The 17,144-nt window shown below is 63.4% G+C and carries 10 protein-coding genes, 2 tRNA genes and 2 rRNA genes (1 of these 14 only partly in view); 8 read left to right on the plus strand and 6 right to left on the minus strand.

Features of this window, described 5'->3' with window-relative positions:
* Positions 1–38 precede the first annotated feature (38 nt).
* Both ACQR1D_RS05570 and ACQR1D_RS05575 read right to left on the minus strand, forming a co-directional pair.
* A complete protein-coding gene (locus ACQR1D_RS05570; protein ID WP_434837976.1) occupies positions 39–770 on the minus strand; it encodes a hypothetical protein in 732 nt (243 codons plus the stop codon).
* Positions 771–960: 190 nt separating this feature from the next.
* Positions 961–1,692: an AfsR/SARP family transcriptional regulator gene (locus ACQR1D_RS05575; RefSeq protein ID WP_316216126.1), complete on the minus strand. Its 732-nt coding sequence runs from the start codon at positions 1,690–1,692 to the stop codon at positions 961–963.
* Between the two features lie 372 nt (positions 1,693–2,064).
* Here ACQR1D_RS05575 and ACQR1D_RS05580 point away from each other — a divergent pair, with 372 nt between their 5' ends.
* On the plus strand, positions 2,065–2,484 hold the full coding sequence (locus tag ACQR1D_RS05580) for a secondary thiamine-phosphate synthase enzyme YjbQ (RefSeq protein WP_316237077.1): 420 nt from the start codon (positions 2,065–2,067) through the stop codon (positions 2,482–2,484).
* 278 nt (positions 2,485–2,762) lie between these two features.
* Here the strand turns inward: ACQR1D_RS05580 and ACQR1D_RS05585 are convergent, their stop codons facing one another.
* A complete protein-coding gene (locus ACQR1D_RS05585) occupies positions 2,763–3,650 on the minus strand; it encodes an alpha/beta fold hydrolase (protein WP_434893771.1) in 888 nt (295 codons plus the stop codon).
* A gap of 126 nt (positions 3,651–3,776) precedes the next feature.
* On the opposite strand from ACQR1D_RS05585, the gene ACQR1D_RS05590 reads away from it, so the two are divergent.
* Positions 3,777–4,682 carry a LysR family transcriptional regulator gene (locus ACQR1D_RS05590; protein WP_315802891.1) on the plus strand — a complete coding sequence of 302 codons (906 nt, stop codon included), beginning with the start codon at positions 3,777–3,779 and terminating at the stop codon, positions 4,680–4,682.
* A gap of 113 nt (positions 4,683–4,795) precedes the next feature.
* Here ACQR1D_RS05590 and ACQR1D_RS05595 read toward each other — a convergent pair whose 3' ends face one another.
* Complete coding sequence (locus tag ACQR1D_RS05595) at positions 4,796–5,659, minus strand: alpha/beta fold hydrolase (RefSeq protein WP_315802892.1); 864 nt, start codon at positions 5,657–5,659, stop codon at positions 4,796–4,798.
* 305 nt (positions 5,660–5,964) lie between these two features.
* Between ACQR1D_RS05595 and ACQR1D_RS05600 the strand changes: the two genes are divergently transcribed.
* On the plus strand, positions 5,965–6,573 hold the full coding sequence (locus ACQR1D_RS05600; protein ID WP_434837973.1) for a TIGR02594 family protein: 609 nt from the start codon (positions 5,965–5,967) through the stop codon (positions 6,571–6,573).
* 205 nt (positions 6,574–6,778) lie between these two features.
* On the opposite strand, the gene ACQR1D_RS05605 is transcribed toward ACQR1D_RS05600, so the two are convergent.
* Entirely contained in the window at positions 6,779–7,564 is a 786-nt protein-coding gene (locus tag ACQR1D_RS05605) for an MOSC domain-containing protein (RefSeq protein ID WP_434893770.1), read from the minus strand.
* Positions 7,565–7,787: 223 nt separating this feature from the next.
* On the opposite strand from ACQR1D_RS05605, the gene clpB reads away from it, so the two are divergent.
* The gene (clpB, locus tag ACQR1D_RS05610; protein WP_316237072.1) at positions 7,788–10,427 is read left to right on the plus strand and encodes an ATP-dependent chaperone ClpB; all 2,640 of its coding nucleotides are present in this window, start codon (positions 7,788–7,790) and stop codon (positions 10,425–10,427) included.
* Between the two features lie 83 nt (positions 10,428–10,510).
* On the opposite strand, the gene ACQR1D_RS05615 is transcribed toward clpB, so the two are convergent.
* Positions 10,511–12,574: a M23 family metallopeptidase gene (locus ACQR1D_RS05615; protein ID WP_315802896.1), complete on the minus strand. Its 2,064-nt coding sequence runs from the start codon at positions 12,572–12,574 to the stop codon at positions 10,511–10,513.
* 803 nt (positions 12,575–13,377) lie between these two features.
* Here ACQR1D_RS05615 and ACQR1D_RS05620 point away from each other — a divergent pair.
* The 4 genes from ACQR1D_RS05620 to ACQR1D_RS05635 all read left to right on the plus strand — a co-directional run.
* Positions 13,378–14,866: ribosomal RNA gene (locus ACQR1D_RS05620) — 16S ribosomal RNA — on the plus strand.
* Between the two features lie 231 nt (positions 14,867–15,097).
* Positions 15,098–15,174: transfer RNA gene (locus ACQR1D_RS05625), tRNA-Ile, on the plus strand.
* Between the two features lie 157 nt (positions 15,175–15,331).
* A tRNA-Ala gene (locus ACQR1D_RS05630) sits at positions 15,332–15,407 on the plus strand.
* A 485-nt stretch (positions 15,408–15,892) separates the two neighbouring features.
* Positions 15,893–17,144: ribosomal RNA gene (locus tag ACQR1D_RS05635) — 23S ribosomal RNA — on the plus strand (it continues 1,594 nt past the right edge of the window).
* Together the 16S and 23S rRNA genes with 2 tRNA genes alongside form the textbook arrangement of a ribosomal RNA operon.

Consider the following 17,144-nt stretch of genomic DNA (forward strand, 5'->3'; position numbering starts at 1 on the left):
CGCGTTGCGAATGTCGCGGATCGTTGCTTCCAATCGGTCTAGTGCATCGTGCCGGTGGGCTGGCCGGTGGCGAAGATGCCGAGCGTATGCCCGATGTTGAGGCCGGTCTGCGCGCCCTGTCCGATCTTCTTGAGCACGCTCCAGAAGCCCTGCAGCTCCATGTCGGTCGGCTGCGCCGCCGCGGCGGCCTGCGGGCCGGCGCTGAAGATGCCGAGGTTGTGGCCGACATCGAGGCCGGTCTGGACGCCCTGTCCGATCTTCTTGAGCACGCTCCAGAAGCCCTGCAGCTCCATGTCGGTCGGCTGCGCGGCGGCGGGGGCTGCCTGCGGGCCGGCGCTGAAGATGCCGAGGTTGTGGCCGACATTGAGACCGGTCTGGACGCCCTGACCGATCTTCTTGAGCACGCTCCAGAAGCCCTGCAGCTCCATGTCGGTCGGCTGCGCGGCGGCGGGGGCCGCTTGCGGACCGGCGCTGAAGATGCCGAGGTTGTGGCCGACATTGAGACCGGTCTGGACGCCCTGTCCGATCTTCTTGAGTACGCTCCAGAAGCCCTGCAGCTCCATCTCCGACGGCTGCTCGGTGCCGGGGCCGGCCGAGAACGGCGCGAACCCGCCGGCGATTCCACCGATGGCGCCGCCAAAGTCGCGGCCGGTCTTGCCGCCGATCAGGCGTCCGATCGCTTGTCCGGCGAACCTGCCGAGAACGGAGCCGAAGATCCCTTCGGGATTCAATTGACCATAGTCTTCAGTCGACTGCTGCATGCCACTCATGTTGAGTCTCCTCGCTCGTTGTCTGATCTTCGAGCGGCGCGCCGCTTGACCTCATCAGGAGTAGTTGCTGCGCGACGTCGATCGAGGGCGATGTTGCGCGTGTGGCCGTGATGCAAGTGTCAAGCAGGGCGTGAAAGTGCCGTCAAAATCGATCGTGTGTGGAACGCATGGAGCAAGGTCGCGCCGATCGTCAGACGCGGAGCATGCGCCTGATCTCACGCTGCAGGGATTCGGTTTCGCTCTCCGGCGTGGCGCCGACCTGCTTGCGCAGGATGGTGCGGCAGAAGTCATATTGACGCAGGGCGTCGGCACGGCGGCCCTGCTGCGCGTAGCAGCGCATCAAGGTGCGGTGGACGTCCTCCTGCAGCGGATCGGCGGCCAGCACACGCAATGAGAACGTCGTGGCGATCTCCACATGTTCCCGGCCGCCGACGTCGAGCAGGCCCGCGATCGCCCGGATCGCACGAGTCTTCAAGCGTTGACGCTCGGCGGAGAGCCACGCCTCGAACGCGCAGGACGTCGAGCTGATGCCGTCGAGCAATTCGCCGCGGAACAGCGCGGCGGCGCGGGCCATGGTTTCCAGATCGCCGAGTTGCAGCAGCAGCTCGAACTCCTGCACGTCGGTGGTGACGGCGTTCGGATGGATGCGGATGTCGTCGCGCTCCGCCGAGATGACGTCGGCGCATTGCGGCAGCACCCGGCGCAGCGTCAACAGCGCCTGGCGCAGGTTTGCGCGCGCATTGTCGCCGAAGCGGCCTTCCCACAGGAGTGCGGCCAGCTTGCTGCGTGAAATGCCGTGCGGAGAGGTGAGGGCGAGATAGCCCAGGAGCGTTGCCGCCTTGCGGCTTGGGATGACGACCTGCTCGCCCGAGACCCGTCTGATTTCAAGACCGCCAAACAGATTGATACGCAGCAAACTCATTGTCTCTCTCCTCTGAATGGCGACTCGCTGCGATCGGCGCCGGGCCTGTAGAAGTCGAGCTTCTCGTGCGATGAGATTTGAGCGGCTGCAGCCGGATCAGGTCTGCACGGTCGTCGCCCAAAGGCGAGCCGCCACGCTGTCGTTGTCATCGTCGAAATGAGATCGGCAATGCAGTTAAGTCTGTCCGCGCAACGTTCGGTTCAATCTTGGATTGTATGACGGAGCGAGACTGTGCCTCGTGGCTTGCAGTATGCACCCCATCGTGTCCAGTGTGGGCGAAGTCGGAACTGCGCGCTGTGAGCTGCGGCACACTCGAGGACCGACACGATAACTGTATCAGCAGCCATGGCAAACGAGATTGGAATTGTTCCGATGAAATCGTTCCGCAAGGAACTTTGGTTCCAGACGCCGGGCCGGCGGGCCTTCATCAACATCACGGGTGAGGTCGAGGCGGCGCTGAAGGAGAGCGGCGTGCGCGAGGGCCTCGTGCTCGTCAACGCCATGCACATCACGGCGTCGGTCTTCATCAATGACGACGAGAGCGGGCTGCATCACGACTATGAGCAATGGCTGGAGGAACTCGCCCCGCACGAGCCGGTGGCGGGCTATCGCCACAACCGCACCGGCGAGGACAATGCCGACGCCCACATGAAGCGCCAGATCATGGGCCGCGAGGTCGTGGTCGCGATCACGCAAGCCAAGCTCGACTTTGGCCCGTGGGAGCAGATCTTCTACGGCGAGTTCGACGGCGGACGGCGCAAGCGCGTGCTGATCAAGATCATCGGCGAGTAGGAGGACGCCGGAGCTTTCGGGCGTCATTGCGAGGAGCGCAAGCGACGAAGCAATCCAGGGGCCACGCGTGACGCCGTTCCATGTGGCCCCTGGATCGCTTCGCTGGCGCTCGCGATGACGGAGGAGGGTGGGGAGCCTCGGCTGTCATGCCCGCGCAAGCGGGCATCCAGTACGCCGCGGCCTCTCGGAGGACACAGCGACCGGCGCGGGCGAGAGCGCGACTCGAGCCTCGGCTGTCGCGCTTGCCAGCACTCCGTGGTGTGACGATCCCTGTTGGATTAGGCCGCAGATGATGCGCGCGCTCTCTCGCCCGCGAACACCGCCTTGATCTCGGCTGCGACCTTCGGCGTGTTCTCGTCGAGCACGAAGTGTCCCGCGTCGAGCCACACCAGCTTTACGTCGGCGAGGTCGTTGAGATAGGCGCGGGCGCCGGGCGGGATGAAGAACGGATCGTGCTGGCCCCAGACGATCAGCGTCTTCGGGCTGTGGGCGCGGAAGGCCGCCTGCCACTCCGGATAGCGCGCGACGTTGGTCTTGTAGTTCTCCAGCAGATCGAGCTGGTAGTCCTGGGTGCCCGGACGGTCGAGCAGCGCCTGGTCGAGAGTCCAGTTGTCGGGATTGACGGCCTCGGGATCCTTGGCGCCGACCAGCCATTGGAACTTGGTGCCGTCGAGGCTCAGCAGCTCGCGAGCAGGCGCCTCGGTCTCCGGCGTGCGCGTCTCCCACAACGGCAGCAGCACCTTCTTCGGCGCCTCGCCGACCCCCTCCATATAGGCATTGGTATTCTGGAGGATGAAGCCTCTCACGCGCTCCGGCCGCCGCGTGAACAGGCGGAAGCCGACCGGCCCGCCATAGTCCTGCATGTAGAGAATGTAGGACTCGAGCCCGAGCACGTCGACGAGACCCGCGACATGCCGGGCGAGGTTGTCGAAGGTGTAGTCGAACTCTGCACGCGACGGCGCGTCGGAATGGCCGAATCCGATGTAGTCGGGCGCTACCAGATGGAAGCGATCGGCGAGCGCGGGGATCAGGTCGCGGAACATCTGGCTGCTGGTCGGCAGGCCATGCAGCAGCAGGATCGTCGGCGCCGTCGGGTCGCCGGCCTCGCGGTAGAAGACGTTGCGGCCGTGGACGGTCGCGGTTCGGAAGCGGGTCTGGGTGGTCATGGGGAAGCTCCTGGTCTCGGGCGGTCGGGACTCGTTGGCCGCCCGTCACCCTGGTTCTATGCCTTCCAAAATCGGGCGCGAGTCGCTAGATTCGAGAAGAGGCCTCCCATTTTTTGGAAAGATACGTTGGATCGTCTGGACGCCATGGCGGTGCTGTTGGCCGCAGCCGAGGCCGGGAGTCTGTCGAAGGCCAGCCGGACGCTCGGGCTGCCGCTCGCGACGGTCAGCCGCAAGGTGGCCGAGCTCGAAGCGCATCTGAAGGCTTCGCTTCTGATCCGCTCGGCGAAGGGCCTGGAGCTGACGCCGGCGGGTCGGTCCTATGTCGCAGCGGCGCGCGCGATCCTGGAACAGGTCGCCGAGGCCGAGCGTGTCGCCAGCGGCGAATACTCCGAGCCCAAGGGCGATCTCGTGGTGACGGCGCCGATCATGTTCGGCCGGCTGCATGCGCTGCCTGTGGTGACGCGCTTCCTTGGCGCCTTTCCGGACGTGGCGGTCGATCTCGTGATGACCGATCGTGTCGCGCACTTTCTCGACGACCAGGTCGACGTCGCCCTGCGCATCGGCCAGTTGCCGGATTCGAGTTTGATCGCCACCCGGCTCGGCAGCGTCCGCCACGTCATCTGCGCCAGCCCGGATTATCTCGCCGCCAATGGCTGCCCGGCGCGGCCGGAGGATCTGGCACGGCACGGCGTGATCTCGTTCCAGAGCGTGTCGGTGCCCGGCACCTGGCCGTTCGAAGTCGACGGCGCCGAGATCCCCGCCAGCTTCCGCGCGCGCCTCGGCGTCAACACGATCGATGCGGCGATCGAAGCCGGCCTGTCGGGAGCGGGCCTGGTGCGGGCGTTGTCCTATCAAGTCGTCGATCATGTCCGCAGCGGCCGACTTCAGCTCGTGCTCGAAGCCTTCGAACCGGCGCCGCGCCCGGTGCATCTCGTCTATGACGGCCAGACCCGGCTGCCGCTGAAGCTGCGCGCCTTCGTCGACTTCGCCGTGCCGCTGCTGCGGCAGCGGCTGGAGGAGGCGGCGATCTGAGGGACGTCTGGACGCACAGTGGCTGCTGCAAAACACGCTGTCATCGCCCGGCTTGACCGTGCGATCCAGTGCGCGGGCAATGACAGATGTAGTCGGAGCAGCAGCATGCCTCCTTATCCTGCCATCGACCTTGGATCGCGCGGTCCCCAGCGGCCGGCCTCGACCAGGGCGATAAAGCGCTCGACGGATGCGTTGAACAGCGCCGGCTCCTCCAGGTTCAACACATGTCCGGACTTCGGGAAGAACGTTAGCCCGGACGCCGGCAGATGCTGCTTGAGAAACAAACTCGGCGCGATGCAGGCGTCGTCCTCGTCGCCGCAGATGATCAGGGCCGGGGTTGTAACGCGGCGGATGGCGTCCGTCATGGTGTAGATCGATGGCCTGCTGCCCTGGAAGCCGCGCATGGTGTTGGCCGAGCCACGCGCGTCGTGGCGGGCGAGCGCGGCGTAGAAGTCGGCATGGCCGCGCGGGTCCTTGATGAGGAAAGGAATGCGGCCGGGGGCCTCGCGGGTGACCTTGGCGGTCTCGGCCGAGCCGAGTGTCTCGAACTGCTCGGCGGTGGCGCGGCACTGGGCGCGGAAGGCCTCGAGATGCTCGAGGCTGGAGCCCGAGCCGACGCCGGCCAGCACCATCGAGCGGATGCGATCCGGTGCGTTCAGTGCCACCTGCAGCGCGGAGTACGAGCCCATCGACAGGCCGACGAAATGGGCGCTGTCGATGCCGAGGTGGTCGAGCACGGCGATCGCGTCGGTGTAGAAATGCACGTGGCTATAGGCGTCGGGCGCGGCCGGCACGTCCGAGGGCGTGTAGCCGCGCGCGGAGTAGGCGATGCAGCGGTGGCGCCGCGCGAAGTAGCGCAGTTGCGGCTCCCAATTGGTGTGGTCGGCGGCGAACTCGTGCAGGAAGATCAGCGGCGTGCCCACGCCGACCTCTTCAAAATAGAGGCGAACGCCATCTTTGGCCGTTGCATGGGGCATCGTCAGCTCCTCCCGTGTCGCGTGCCTGATGATGACGAGTCGCGCGATACGCGACAACGTCCCGATCGACGGCCTTGTTTTCGCCGTAACATAGACTCGGAATCACCCTCTCGTCGCCAGGCTTTTGCCGTCGATGGTCATGGTTTCGTCACAGCGCAACATTTTACGGACCTCCGCTGGCGGCTTGCAGAGGGGCCGCGCTGAGGACCAGGGGGTGCCAAGTCAGGGTACTGGGGGAAGTAACAGAAGGATTGAGTATGGTTGTGTCTACCCTTCGCCGGTCGCTTCACATCGTTGCGCTGACCATGGGTGCGGCAGTCGTCGCCGTCACCGCAACACCGGCATCGGCCCGTCCGCATCACGGCTCGGGGCATCATGCCCACCGCAGCCACGGCGGCCATCACTACGCAAGGCATCATCACCACCGGCGTTCCGTCGCCCGGCTGTCGCGCTGGGAGCGCGGCGTGGCGCGGGTGCAGGTGAGCGGCGTTGCCGATGCGCAGGCCAGCGTCATGATGCCGGGCACGGCGTCCGACGGCATGGCCTCGTCCGGCGGCTTCGGTGGCGGCAGCAGCGTCGTCTCCGCGGCCCGCAGCTACATCGGCAGCGGCAATCCGACCGGCCGGCGCAGCCTGTGGTGCGCGCGCTTCATGAACATGGTGCTGGAGCGCACCGGCCATCGCGGCACCGGCTCCGACATGGCGCGCTCGTTTGCGAGCTATGGCCAGCGCGTCTCCGGCCCGCAGGTCGGCGCGATCGCGGTGATGAGCCGCCGCGGCGGCGGTCATGTCGGCGTGGTCTCGGGCGTCGATGCCCAGGGCAATCCGATCGTCATCTCCGGCAACAACGGCAACCGCGTCCGCGAGAGCGCGGTGTTGCGCGGCCGCGTGTATGCCTATGTGATGCCGAACTGAGAGCTCTCGAACTTGAACTGATGAGGTGAGCCCTCGCGGCTCGCGCGCTCTGCGCCTCCCCCGCTTGCGGGGGAGGTCGCATCGGAGAGGCGATGCGGGTCGGGGAAGTCTGTCCTCACGAAGATTTTCGCGTGTGGCGCCCCCACCCCGGCCCTCCCCCGCAAGCGGGAGAGGGGGCGCACCGTCGATGCGGTGAGTGCTCGAACTACACCAGCCGCAGCTGCTCGACCGCGAGTTCGTCGCCGACCGCGATGTCGCCGGCTGCGATCACCTCGGCGTAGATGCCGCATTCATTGTTGCCGCGCCGGGCCATCAGCGCCGGCGGGATGTCGAGGTCGCGGGCGGCGGTGTCCGGGTCGACGTTGACGGCGGCGCAGCGGGTGGTGGTCTTGACGACCTTGAGCCGCGCCGAGCCGATCCGCAGCGTTTCGCCCATCAGCGAGGTCTCGTGCCAGGCCGGCCAGCCGGCGACGTAGACATTGGCGCGGAAGCGCAGCGGATGCACGGTCGCGCCGACCAAGGTCTCGATCTCCGCGATCGAGGCGAGGTTGATGATCGAGACCACCTTGCGCGCCAGATCCGTAAAGGCGTAGCCACCGCCCGACAGCAGCCTGACCGGGCCGCGCAGCTCGTAGGCAAACTCGCGCGCGAAGAACGCCTCGATGGCGGCGCGGCCGTCGGCGCTTTCGAGGTCGCCTTGGGCGACGATCGCGCCGTCCTTGCGGATGGTGAGGATGTTGGTCGCGTCGCCGAAGTGCGTCTTGAACCCGGCCAGGCGCTCATTGCGCATCAGCATCAGATACGCCGTTTTCGGCTTCCACACCGGCGCCGCCGGATCGAAGCCGGTTGGGCCGTTTTCCAGCGCGTAGCGGCGATCGGCCGGCAGCGTTTCGCCGACCCGTAACGGGGCCGTTTGCAGTGGTTCCGGGGTAAGGCCCTTGACCGGATAGCGGTACAGGCCGGCGATGCGCGCGGGAGGGGTCTGGCTCATGCTGCCTCATAGGAGATTCCCATGGTCGCGGCCAGGGCACACGAATTTGTGAAGCGGCCCCTTCCGTTTTCGCACCGCCTTCCCACATTTCCACTCAAGCCGGGCGCAAGCCGGCGACGTCAATGGTTGCGGCGTTGATGGACGTCAACGTGCGCGGTCCGAAACCCAATGAAGATGCTGAAGCCGTGCCTTCGGGGCGTCACAGCAGGCTGAGGGAAACATCATGAATATCGACAAATATACCGAGCGCGCGCGGGGCTTCATCCAATCGGCGCAATCGCTGGCGATGCGCGACGGCCATCAGCAGTTTTCGCCGCTGCATCTGCTGAAGGTTCTGCTCGACGATAGCGAAGGCCTCGCGGGCGGTCTGATCGATCGCGCCGGCGGCAATTCGCGCGCGATTTTGAAGGCGACCGAGGACGCACTGGGCAAGCTGCCGAAAGTGTCGGGCAGCGGCGCCGGGCAGATCTATCTGTCGCCCGAGCTGGCGCGCGCCTTCGACGCGGCGGAAAAGGCGGCCGAGAAGGCCGGCGACAGTTTCGTCACGGTGGAGCGCCTGCTGCTCGGGCTGACGCTGGAGAAGAACAGCGAGACCGGCGGCATCCTCGCCAAGGGCGGCGTCACCGCGCAGAATCTCAACGCGGCGATCGAGAGCCTGCGCAAGGGGCGCACGGCCGACTCGGCGACCGCCGAGAACGCCTATGATGCGCTGAAGAAATATGCCCGCGACCTGACCCAGGCGGCGCGCGACGGCAAGCTCGATCCGGTGATCGGCCGCGACGAGGAGATCCGCCGCACCATCCAGGTGCTGTCACGGCGCACCAAGAACAATCCCGTGCTGATCGGCGAGCCCGGCGTCGGCAAGACCGCGATCGTCGAAGGCCTCGCGCTGCGCATCGTCAATGGCGACGTGCCGGAGAGCCTGAAGGACAAGCGGCTGCTGTCGCTCGATCTCGGCGCACTGATTGCGGGCGCGAAATATCGCGGCGAGTTCGAGGAGCGGCTGAAATCCGTGCTGCAGGAGGTCACGGCGGCCGAAGGCACCTTCGTGCTGTTCATCGACGAGATGCATACCCTGATCGGCGCCGGCAAGGCCGACGGCGCCATGGATGCGTCGAACCTGCTGAAGCCCGCGCTCGCCCGCGGCGAGCTGCACTGCATCGGCGCGACCACGCTCGACGAATATCAGAAGCATGTCGAGAAGGACGCGGCGCTCGCGCGCAGGTTCCAACCGGTCTACGTCACCGAGCCCACGGTCGAGGACACCATCTCGATCCTGCGCGGCCTGAAGGACAAATACGAGCAGCATCACGGCGTGCGCATTACCGACTCCGCGCTGGTGGCGTCGGCGACCTTGTCGAACCGCTACATCACCGACCGCTTCCTGCCGGACAAGGCCATCGACCTGATGGACGAGGCGGCGGCGCGGCTGAAGATGCAGGTCGACAGCAAGCCCGAGGAGCTGGACTCGCTCGACCGCGAGATCATCCGGCTCAAGATCGAGCAGGAGGCCTTGAAGAAGGAGAGCGATCTCGGCTCCAAGACGCGGCTGCAGGCGCTGGAGAAGGAGCTCGCCGATCTCGAGGAGAAATCGGCGGCGCTGACGTCGAAATGGAGCGCCGAGAAGGACAAGCTGTCGAACGCGCAGAAGCTCAAGAGCGAGCTGGACGGCCTGCGGATCGAGCTCGCCAACGCGCAGCGCCGCGGCGAGTATCAGAAGGCGGGCGAGCTGGCCTATGGCCGCATCCCCGAGCTGGAGAAGCAACTGGCCGACATCGAGGCCAAGGAGAATGCCGGCGAGATGATGGAGGAGGCGGTCACCGCCAACCACATCGCGCAGGTGGTCTCGCGCTGGACCGGCGTGCCGGTCGACAAGATGCTCGAGGGCGAGAAGGACAAGCTGCTGCGCATGGAGGACTCGCTCGGCAAGCGCGTCGTCGGCCAGTTCGAGGCCGTGCATGCGGTTGCGACCGCCGTGCGGCGCTCGCGCGCCGGCCTGCAGGACCCGCACCGGCCGATGGGCTCGTTCATGTTCTTAGGCCCCACCGGCGTCGGCAAGACCGAGCTGACCAAGGCGCTCGCCGAGTATCTGTTCAACGACGAGACCGCGATGGTTCGGCTCGACATGTCCGAGTACATGGAGAAGCACTCGGTGTCGCGGCTGATCGGCGCGCCTCCCGGCTATGTCGGCTATGACGAGGGCGGGGCGCTCACCGAGGCCGTGCGCCGCCGGCCGTACCAGGTCGTCCTGTTCGACGAGATCGAGAAGGCGCATCCGGATGTCTTCAACGTGCTGCTTCAGGTGCTCGACGACGGCCGTCTGACCGACGGCCAGGGCCGCACCGTCGACTTCCGCAACACGCTGATCATCATGACGTCGAATCTCGGCTCCGAGTTCCTGGTCAACCAGCCGGAGGGCGAGGATACGTCCGAGGTCCGCGAATTGGTGATGGGCACGGTGCGGAGCCATTTCCGACCCGAGTTCCTCAACCGCGTCGATGAGATCATCCTGTTCCATCGGCTGCAGAAGAGCGAGATGGGCCGGATCGTCGAGATCCAGTTCGCCCGGCTCCAGAAGCTCCTGGAGGAGCGCAAGATCACGCTGTCGCTCGATGGCGACGCGCGCGACTGGCTCGCCGCCAAGGGCTGGGATCCGGCCTACGGTGCCCGTCCCTTGAAGCGGGTGATCCAGCGCAGCGTGCAGGATCCGCTCGCCGAGATGATTCTCGCCGGCGACATCAAGGATGGCGACAACGTCGCCATCTCGTCGGAAGGCAATGTGCTGACCTTCAACGGCAAGGCGCATCGTACGGCGGAGATCGCGACGTTCGAGGCGCCGATCCCGAAGCGCAAGCTGAACTGATCTCGAACATCCGCAGCACTCAAACGGCAACGGCCCGCGCCAAGCGCGGGCCGCTTGCGTTTGGAGCATGCTGAGGGGCAGGGCTACCGATTCACCTGGATCGGGCCGGCATCGGAGATGCGCGACGCACCGGGGCCGCGGCTGGTCATCATCTGGTCGACGCGGTCGCGCTCCTTCTCGAAGCTCGCCATGATCGGGCCTTCCAGCGACCGGCCGCGCGGCAGCTTCACGCGCATCGGGTCGACGAAGCGGCCGTTGACCAGGATCTCGTAATGGACGTGCGGGCCGGTCGACATGCCGGTCGAGCCGACGAAACCGATGACCTGGCCCTGGCGCACGCGCTTGCCGGGCTCCATGCCCTTGGCAAAGGCCGACATGTGGCCGTAGGCGGTCTCATAGCCGTTGTTGTGCTTGATGCGGATGTATTTGCCGTAGCCGCCTTCCTGGCCGACCTTCTCGAGCACGCCGTTGCCGGAGGCGAAAATGGGGGTGCCATAGGCGGTGGCCCAGTCGACGCCGGTGTGCATCTTGACGAAGCCGAGGATCGGATGGCGGCGGCCGCCGAAGCCGGAGCGCATGATCGCGTTGTTGACCGGCTTGCGCACCAGGAACTTCTTCGCGCTCTTGCCGGTCTCGTCGTAATAGTCGACGACGCTGTCGTCGGGGGTCTGGAACCGGTAGTATTTCTTGGTCTCGCCGCCGACCGTCAGGGAGGTGAACAGCACCTCGGTCTTGTCGTTGTTGCCGGGTTTGTCGTCGTCGTCGCCGGCATAGAAGACGTCGAACGAATCCCCGGGCTGCACCTTGCGCTGGAAATCGACGTCGTAGGAGTAGATGCGGATCATGTCCTCGATGACCGGCGTGGGCACCTTGTTGCGCATCGCCGTCTCGTAGATGCTCTGATAGAGGCGGACACCGGTGCCGTCATCCTCCTCGTCGTTGGTGTTGTCGGCGGTCTCGGTGACCGTGTTCATGCTCTGCGCGTCGACGGCGACGTATCGTCCGAGGTCCGAAAGCGCGGCGACCGCCTCGATCATGGTGTCGTTGGCGACGATGACGCGGAACGGCTGCAGCCGGGCGCCGGGGGCAGGGCTGGATGGCGCCATCAGGATGCGCAGTTTCTCGCCTTCCTTCAGGCCGCCGTCACGGCCGCGCGGGCCGAGCTGGGCGGCGATCGCCTTGGCTTCGTCGGGCGTCGCGCCCTGGTCGCGCAGGATCGAGGCGACGGTATCGCCCTTCTTGACCAGGTGAACCCGCTCGCCGAGCGGATTGCCGCCGGTGATCTGGTCCTTGGTCTTGGGCAGCAAGGTGACATTTTCCGGCACCACCCGGGTCTCGAAGCCGGCGTAAGGATCGGGCGAGGTGCCGTCATTGGCATAGGACAGTTTCAGGTCGCCGCCTTGTACGGCCTGCGCGCCGGCCGCGTCGGCGGCGGCATTGGCAAGTGAGGCGTAGCGCACGCCGCCATTGTTGCCGCGCCAGTTCGCCGCATCACGGACCCGCATGACGATTTCGTCGAGCGCCACCGAGGTCGCGATCTTCGCCTTGGGGAGCACGGCGGCGAGATCCTTGGTCACGAATGAGACCTCGGCGTCGGGCTCGACGGCCTCGGGATTGTTCGGATCCTCGCCGGACCCCGTCTTGTCGTTGTCGGTGTCGCTCAGCAGGCGCTGGGCGTTGAAGGGCGGGATCTTGGCGGACAGATCGCTGGTCGCCATCGACAGGTTGCCCGAGATCCGGACGTAGGGACGGACCCGGATCAGCTCGCGCGAACCCGCGCGGGTCACGGTCGATATGCGCACCACGTTGCGCGCTGCGGCGGCTTCGCTCGGCGGGGGCAGGCGGTCGCTCTTGCGCAAGGTGGCGACGCGGTCGTTGGCGCCGAAGGCGCCGCGCAGCGCGCTTTCCATCCGCTCCGGCATGCGCGCGAAGGTCATTTCGCCATCGAGCGACGCAAAAACGGCGCCGCCGATGAGGGCTGCGCCGCACAGACCAGTCAGAATCGTACCGGAGAACCATTGCACGGAGACGCGGCGGCGATCGATCACCGCGGCTTCGGAGCCATCGACCGATAGCGGCGGCTCATGACCGAGATCGATCATGCCGATCTCGCGTCCGTACCCCCCGCGTGACGTCCGATGGCTCAACCTTCGTCCCCCAAGTTCAAAGTCAGCACCGAGATCACTCAGCTGCCGGTTGGCTTAACGTCCAAGACAAACGGCTCGGAATGATGGCGCGCTTCTGTCGGTTCGAGACTCTCTGGCCCGAAAGCCGGACTCCACGAACCGCTATTGTTCTTCAGGATCTCTCGATGTCGTCTCGGCCGTATCAGGCGAAGGGCTCGCCGCTTCCTTGATCTGGATCATCCTTGAATCGATGGCAGTCCCCGCTGGACCCAAATCAACCCAGGTCGATGCTTAACAAATCGTCGCAGGATTGTGGCCCAAGTGGGGCACGAAGTCCGCAAGAAATCGGGGTTCTCCTGCTGTCCGGAAAAAAATGATTCGATGCGACGATTTGTTGACATTGGGCGTTGACACCCCGATCGGCCCCCCCTATAAACCCGATCACTGAGCGCGGCGCCGCTTCGGGACACACCGAGGCGAGCATTCGCGCCGATATTGCTCCTCACTTTCGTTGAGTGATGCACAACCGGTAAAACCCGGTTGCTCATCGACGTCGAAAAAGGTTGAGCGACCCCTCCACATGAGGGTGGGACCGAGGTCCCGGGCTGTTTGACAAGTAAAGATGAAGAAAGAGAAACGTGGACGGCGGAGTCCTTGCGGATCTCGGGGTTGAGAGCTTCGGCTTTTGGTTCTGAGATCGGACGAGAAGACTTCGGCGGACAATGTTTCAAAGGTAACACCATGGTTTTCGCGCTGTGAAGCGTGGAGATCGATTGGTGGGACCTCGTCAAACGTTGTGATCAGCCGGTTCAAAGCTTCAAGTTCAACTTGAGAGTTTGATCCTGGCTCAGAGCGAACGCTGGCGGCAGGCTTAACACATGCAAGTCGAGCGGGCGTAGCAATACGTCAGCGGCAGACGGGTGAGTAACGCGTGGGAACGTACCTTTTGGTTCGGAACAACACAGGGAAACTTGTGCTAATACCGGATAAGCCCTTACGGGGAAAGATTTATCGCCGAAAGATCGGCCCGCGTCTGATTAGCTAGTTGGTGGGGTAATGGCCCACCAAGGCGACGATCAGTAGCTGGTCTGAGAGGATGATCAGCCACATTGGGACTGAGACACGGCCCAAACTCCTACGGGAGGCAGCAGTGGGGAATATTGGACAATGGGGGCAACCCTGATCCAGCCATGCCGCGTGAGTGATGAAGGCCCTAGGGTTGTAAAGCTCTTTTGTGCGGGAAGATAATGACGGTACCGCAAGAATAAGCCCCGGCTAACTTCGTGCCAGCAGCCGCGGTAATACGAAGGGGGCTAGCGTTGCTCGGAATCACTGGGCGTAAAGGGTGCGTAGGCGGGTCTTTAAGTCAGGGGTGAAATCCTGGAGCTCAACTCCAGAACTGCCTTTGATACTGAAGATCTTGAGTTCGGGAGAGGTGAGTGGAACTGCGAGTGTAGAGGTGAAATTCGTAGATATTCGCAAGAACACCAGTGGCGAAGGCGGCTCACTGGCCCGATACTGACGCTGAGGCACGAAAGCGTGGGGAGCAAACAGGATTAGATACCCTGGTAGTCCACGCCGTAAACGATGAATGCCAGCCGTTAGTGGGTTTACTCACTAGTGGCGCAGCTAACGCTTTAAGCATTCCGCCTGGGGAGTACGGTCGCAAGATTAAAACTCAAAGGAATTGACGGGGGCCCGCACAAGCGGTGGAGCATGTGGTTTAATTCGACGCAACGCGCAGAACCTTACCAGCCCTTGACATGTTTGGGACCGGTCGCAGAGACGTGACCTTCTCTTCGGAGCCCGAAACACAGGTGCTGCATGGCTGTCGTCAGCTCGTGTCGTGAGATGTTGGGTTAAGTCCCGCAACGAGCGCAACCCCCGTCCTTAGTTGCTACCATTTAGTTGAGCACTCTAAGGAGACTGCCGGTGATAAGCCGCGAGGAAGGTGGGGATGACGTCAAGTCCTCATGGCCCTTACGGGCTGGGCTACACACGTGCTACAATGGCGGTGACAGTGGGAAGCTAAGGGGCAACCCTTCGCAAATCTCAAAAAGCCGTCTCAGTTCGGATTGGGCTCTGCAACTCGAGCCCATGAAGTTGGAATCGCTAGTAATCGTGGATCAGCACGCCACGGTGAATACGTTCCCGGGCCTTGTACACACCGCCCGTCACACCATGGGAGTTGGCTTTACCTGAAGGCGGTGCGCTAACCAGCAATGGAGGCAGCCGACCACGGTAGGGTCAGCGACTGGGGTGAAGTCGTAACAAGGTAGCCGTAGGGGAACCTGCGGCTGGATCACCTCCTTTCTAAGGATGGCTCTTCAGCTAAGGTCTTCGGACCACGATCTTCGGATCGCGCGCTATCGAGCTGTTTTAGAAACATCAGGGGCCATCGAGATCGCCAGATCTTGCTTGAGCTCCATTGGCGGGATTTCGCCGTCTTCGTTTCTCTTTCTTCGCGGACGAACACGCTGCCTGGGGCTGCGCGGTTGCTGCATCGGCCCTCACGGGCAGGGCGGTGACGAGCTTCGAGCGTTAGGGCTTGTAGCTCAGTTGGTTAGAGCGCGCGCTTGATAAGCGTGAGGTCGGAAGTTCAAGTCTTCCCAGGCCCACCAGCCTTCGCGCCTCACGGCGCTTCGGCTCGGCAAGCCAGAAGATGCGCGAAGGCTGTCGCGCCGTAGCCCAGTTGGGCGAAGGCGGACTGGTCAACGCGAGCTTCGGCTAGTTATCGTCTCGACGATCGCGCTGCTTTGCATTCGTCTTTCCGAGTATGGGGCCTTAGCTCAGCTGGGAGAGCGCGTGCTTTGCAAGCATGAGGTCGTCGGTTCGATCCCGACAGGCTCCACCAGCCTTCGCAGGCTACGCCTGCTTCGGCTCGGCAAGCCAGAGTGCAGCGAAGGCTGCCGCGCCGGAGCCCACTTGGGCGGAGGCGGGCTATCGTTAGCGTGTTCAAATTCGTCCGCGAGACAACATTTCGCATTGTCTGGTCCTCACCGGGACTACAGGCAACTGCGGGTTATCTGACATCGTGAAGAGGAGATCGATCCGAGTTGGGTCGTGCAATGAGCGCCACCGCGCAAGCGGTCAGCGTTCGACTTTGCACCGACGCCTTCACTATCTCCGGGTCATTTCGGCGCAGGCTGGAAGCTGTGAAGCATCCTGTCTGTTGTAAATGACTCTGTTCGCTGCGCTTGACCGCACAGCGATCGGTTCGATCTTAAGAAGCAAGCTGGTCTTTCTAATCAGTGTCCTCGCTGTCTCTAACGCCGGTCCTTCGGGGCAGGTGAGGGCAGTGAACATTCTGCCGAGTGTGTGGACATTGATAATGAGAGCAATCAAGTGCCTTAAGGGTGTTCGGTGGATGCCTTGGCGCTGAGAGGCGATGAAGGACGTGCTACGCTGCGATAAGCCGTGGGGAGCTGCGAAGAAGCTTTGATCCGCGGATTTCCGAATGGGGAAACCCACCTTCGATAGCCGGAACTCCAAGACCTCGAGTCTTGGTGTTCGATTGGGAGACCGAGAGAATTCAAGGCCGTGAGGTTTTGGATTTCCGGTTATCAAGAGAAGGTATGAGACTTCTGAATACATAGGAGGTTTCAAGCAAACCCAGGGAACTGAAACATCTAAGTACCTGGAGGAAAGGACATCAACCGAGACTCCGCTAGTAGTGGCGAGCGAACGCGGACCAGGCCAGTCATGAATGTAAGCCAACCAGAACCTGTCAGGAAAGCAGGGCCTCAGAGGGTGATAGCCCCGTATGGGTAATGCGAACATTCATGCTCGAGTAAGGCGGGACACGTGCAATCCTGTCTGAACATGGGGGGACCACCCTCCAAGCCTAAGTACTCCTCAGCGACCGATAGTGAACCAGTACCGTGAGGGAAAGGTGAAAAGCACCCCGACGAGGGGAGTGAAATAGACCTGAAACCGGACACCTACAAACAGACGGAGCCCAAGATGCGTTCTGGGTGACGTCGTACCTTTTGTATTATGGGCCAGCGACTTAATTTAACGAGCAAGCTTAAGCCGATAGGCGTAGGCGTAGCGAAAGCGAGTCTGAATAGGGCGTCAAGTTCGTTGTATTAGACCCGAAACCTAGTGATCTAGCCATGAGCAGGTTGAAGGTGAGGTAACACTCACTGGAGGACCGAACGGGTGCCTGTTGAAAAAGGCTCCGATGACTTGTGGTTAGGGGTGAAAGGCCAATCAAACTGGGAAATAGCTGGTTCTCCGCGAAAGATATTTAGGTATCGCCTCGGACGAATACCTCAGGGGGTAGAGCACTGGATGGGCTAGGGGGACTTACCGTCTTACCAAACCCAACCAAACTCCGAATACCTGAGAGTACTATCCGGGAGTCACACGGCGGGTGCTAACGTCCGTCGTGGAGAGGGAAACAACCCTGACCTACAGCTAAGGCCCCCAATTCGTGGCTAAGTGGGAAAGGATGTGGAAATCCCAAAACAACCAGGAGGTTGGCTTAGAAGCAGCCATCCTTTAAAGAAAGCGTAACAGCTCACTGGTCTAAATAAGGGTTTCTGCGCCGAAGATGTAACGGGGCTCAAGCCACGAGCCGAAGCTTAGG

It is taken from the genome of Bradyrhizobium sp. HKCCYLRH2047, from assembly GCF_051168175.1.
Taxonomy (GTDB): Bacteria; Pseudomonadota; Alphaproteobacteria; order Rhizobiales; family Xanthobacteraceae; genus Bradyrhizobium.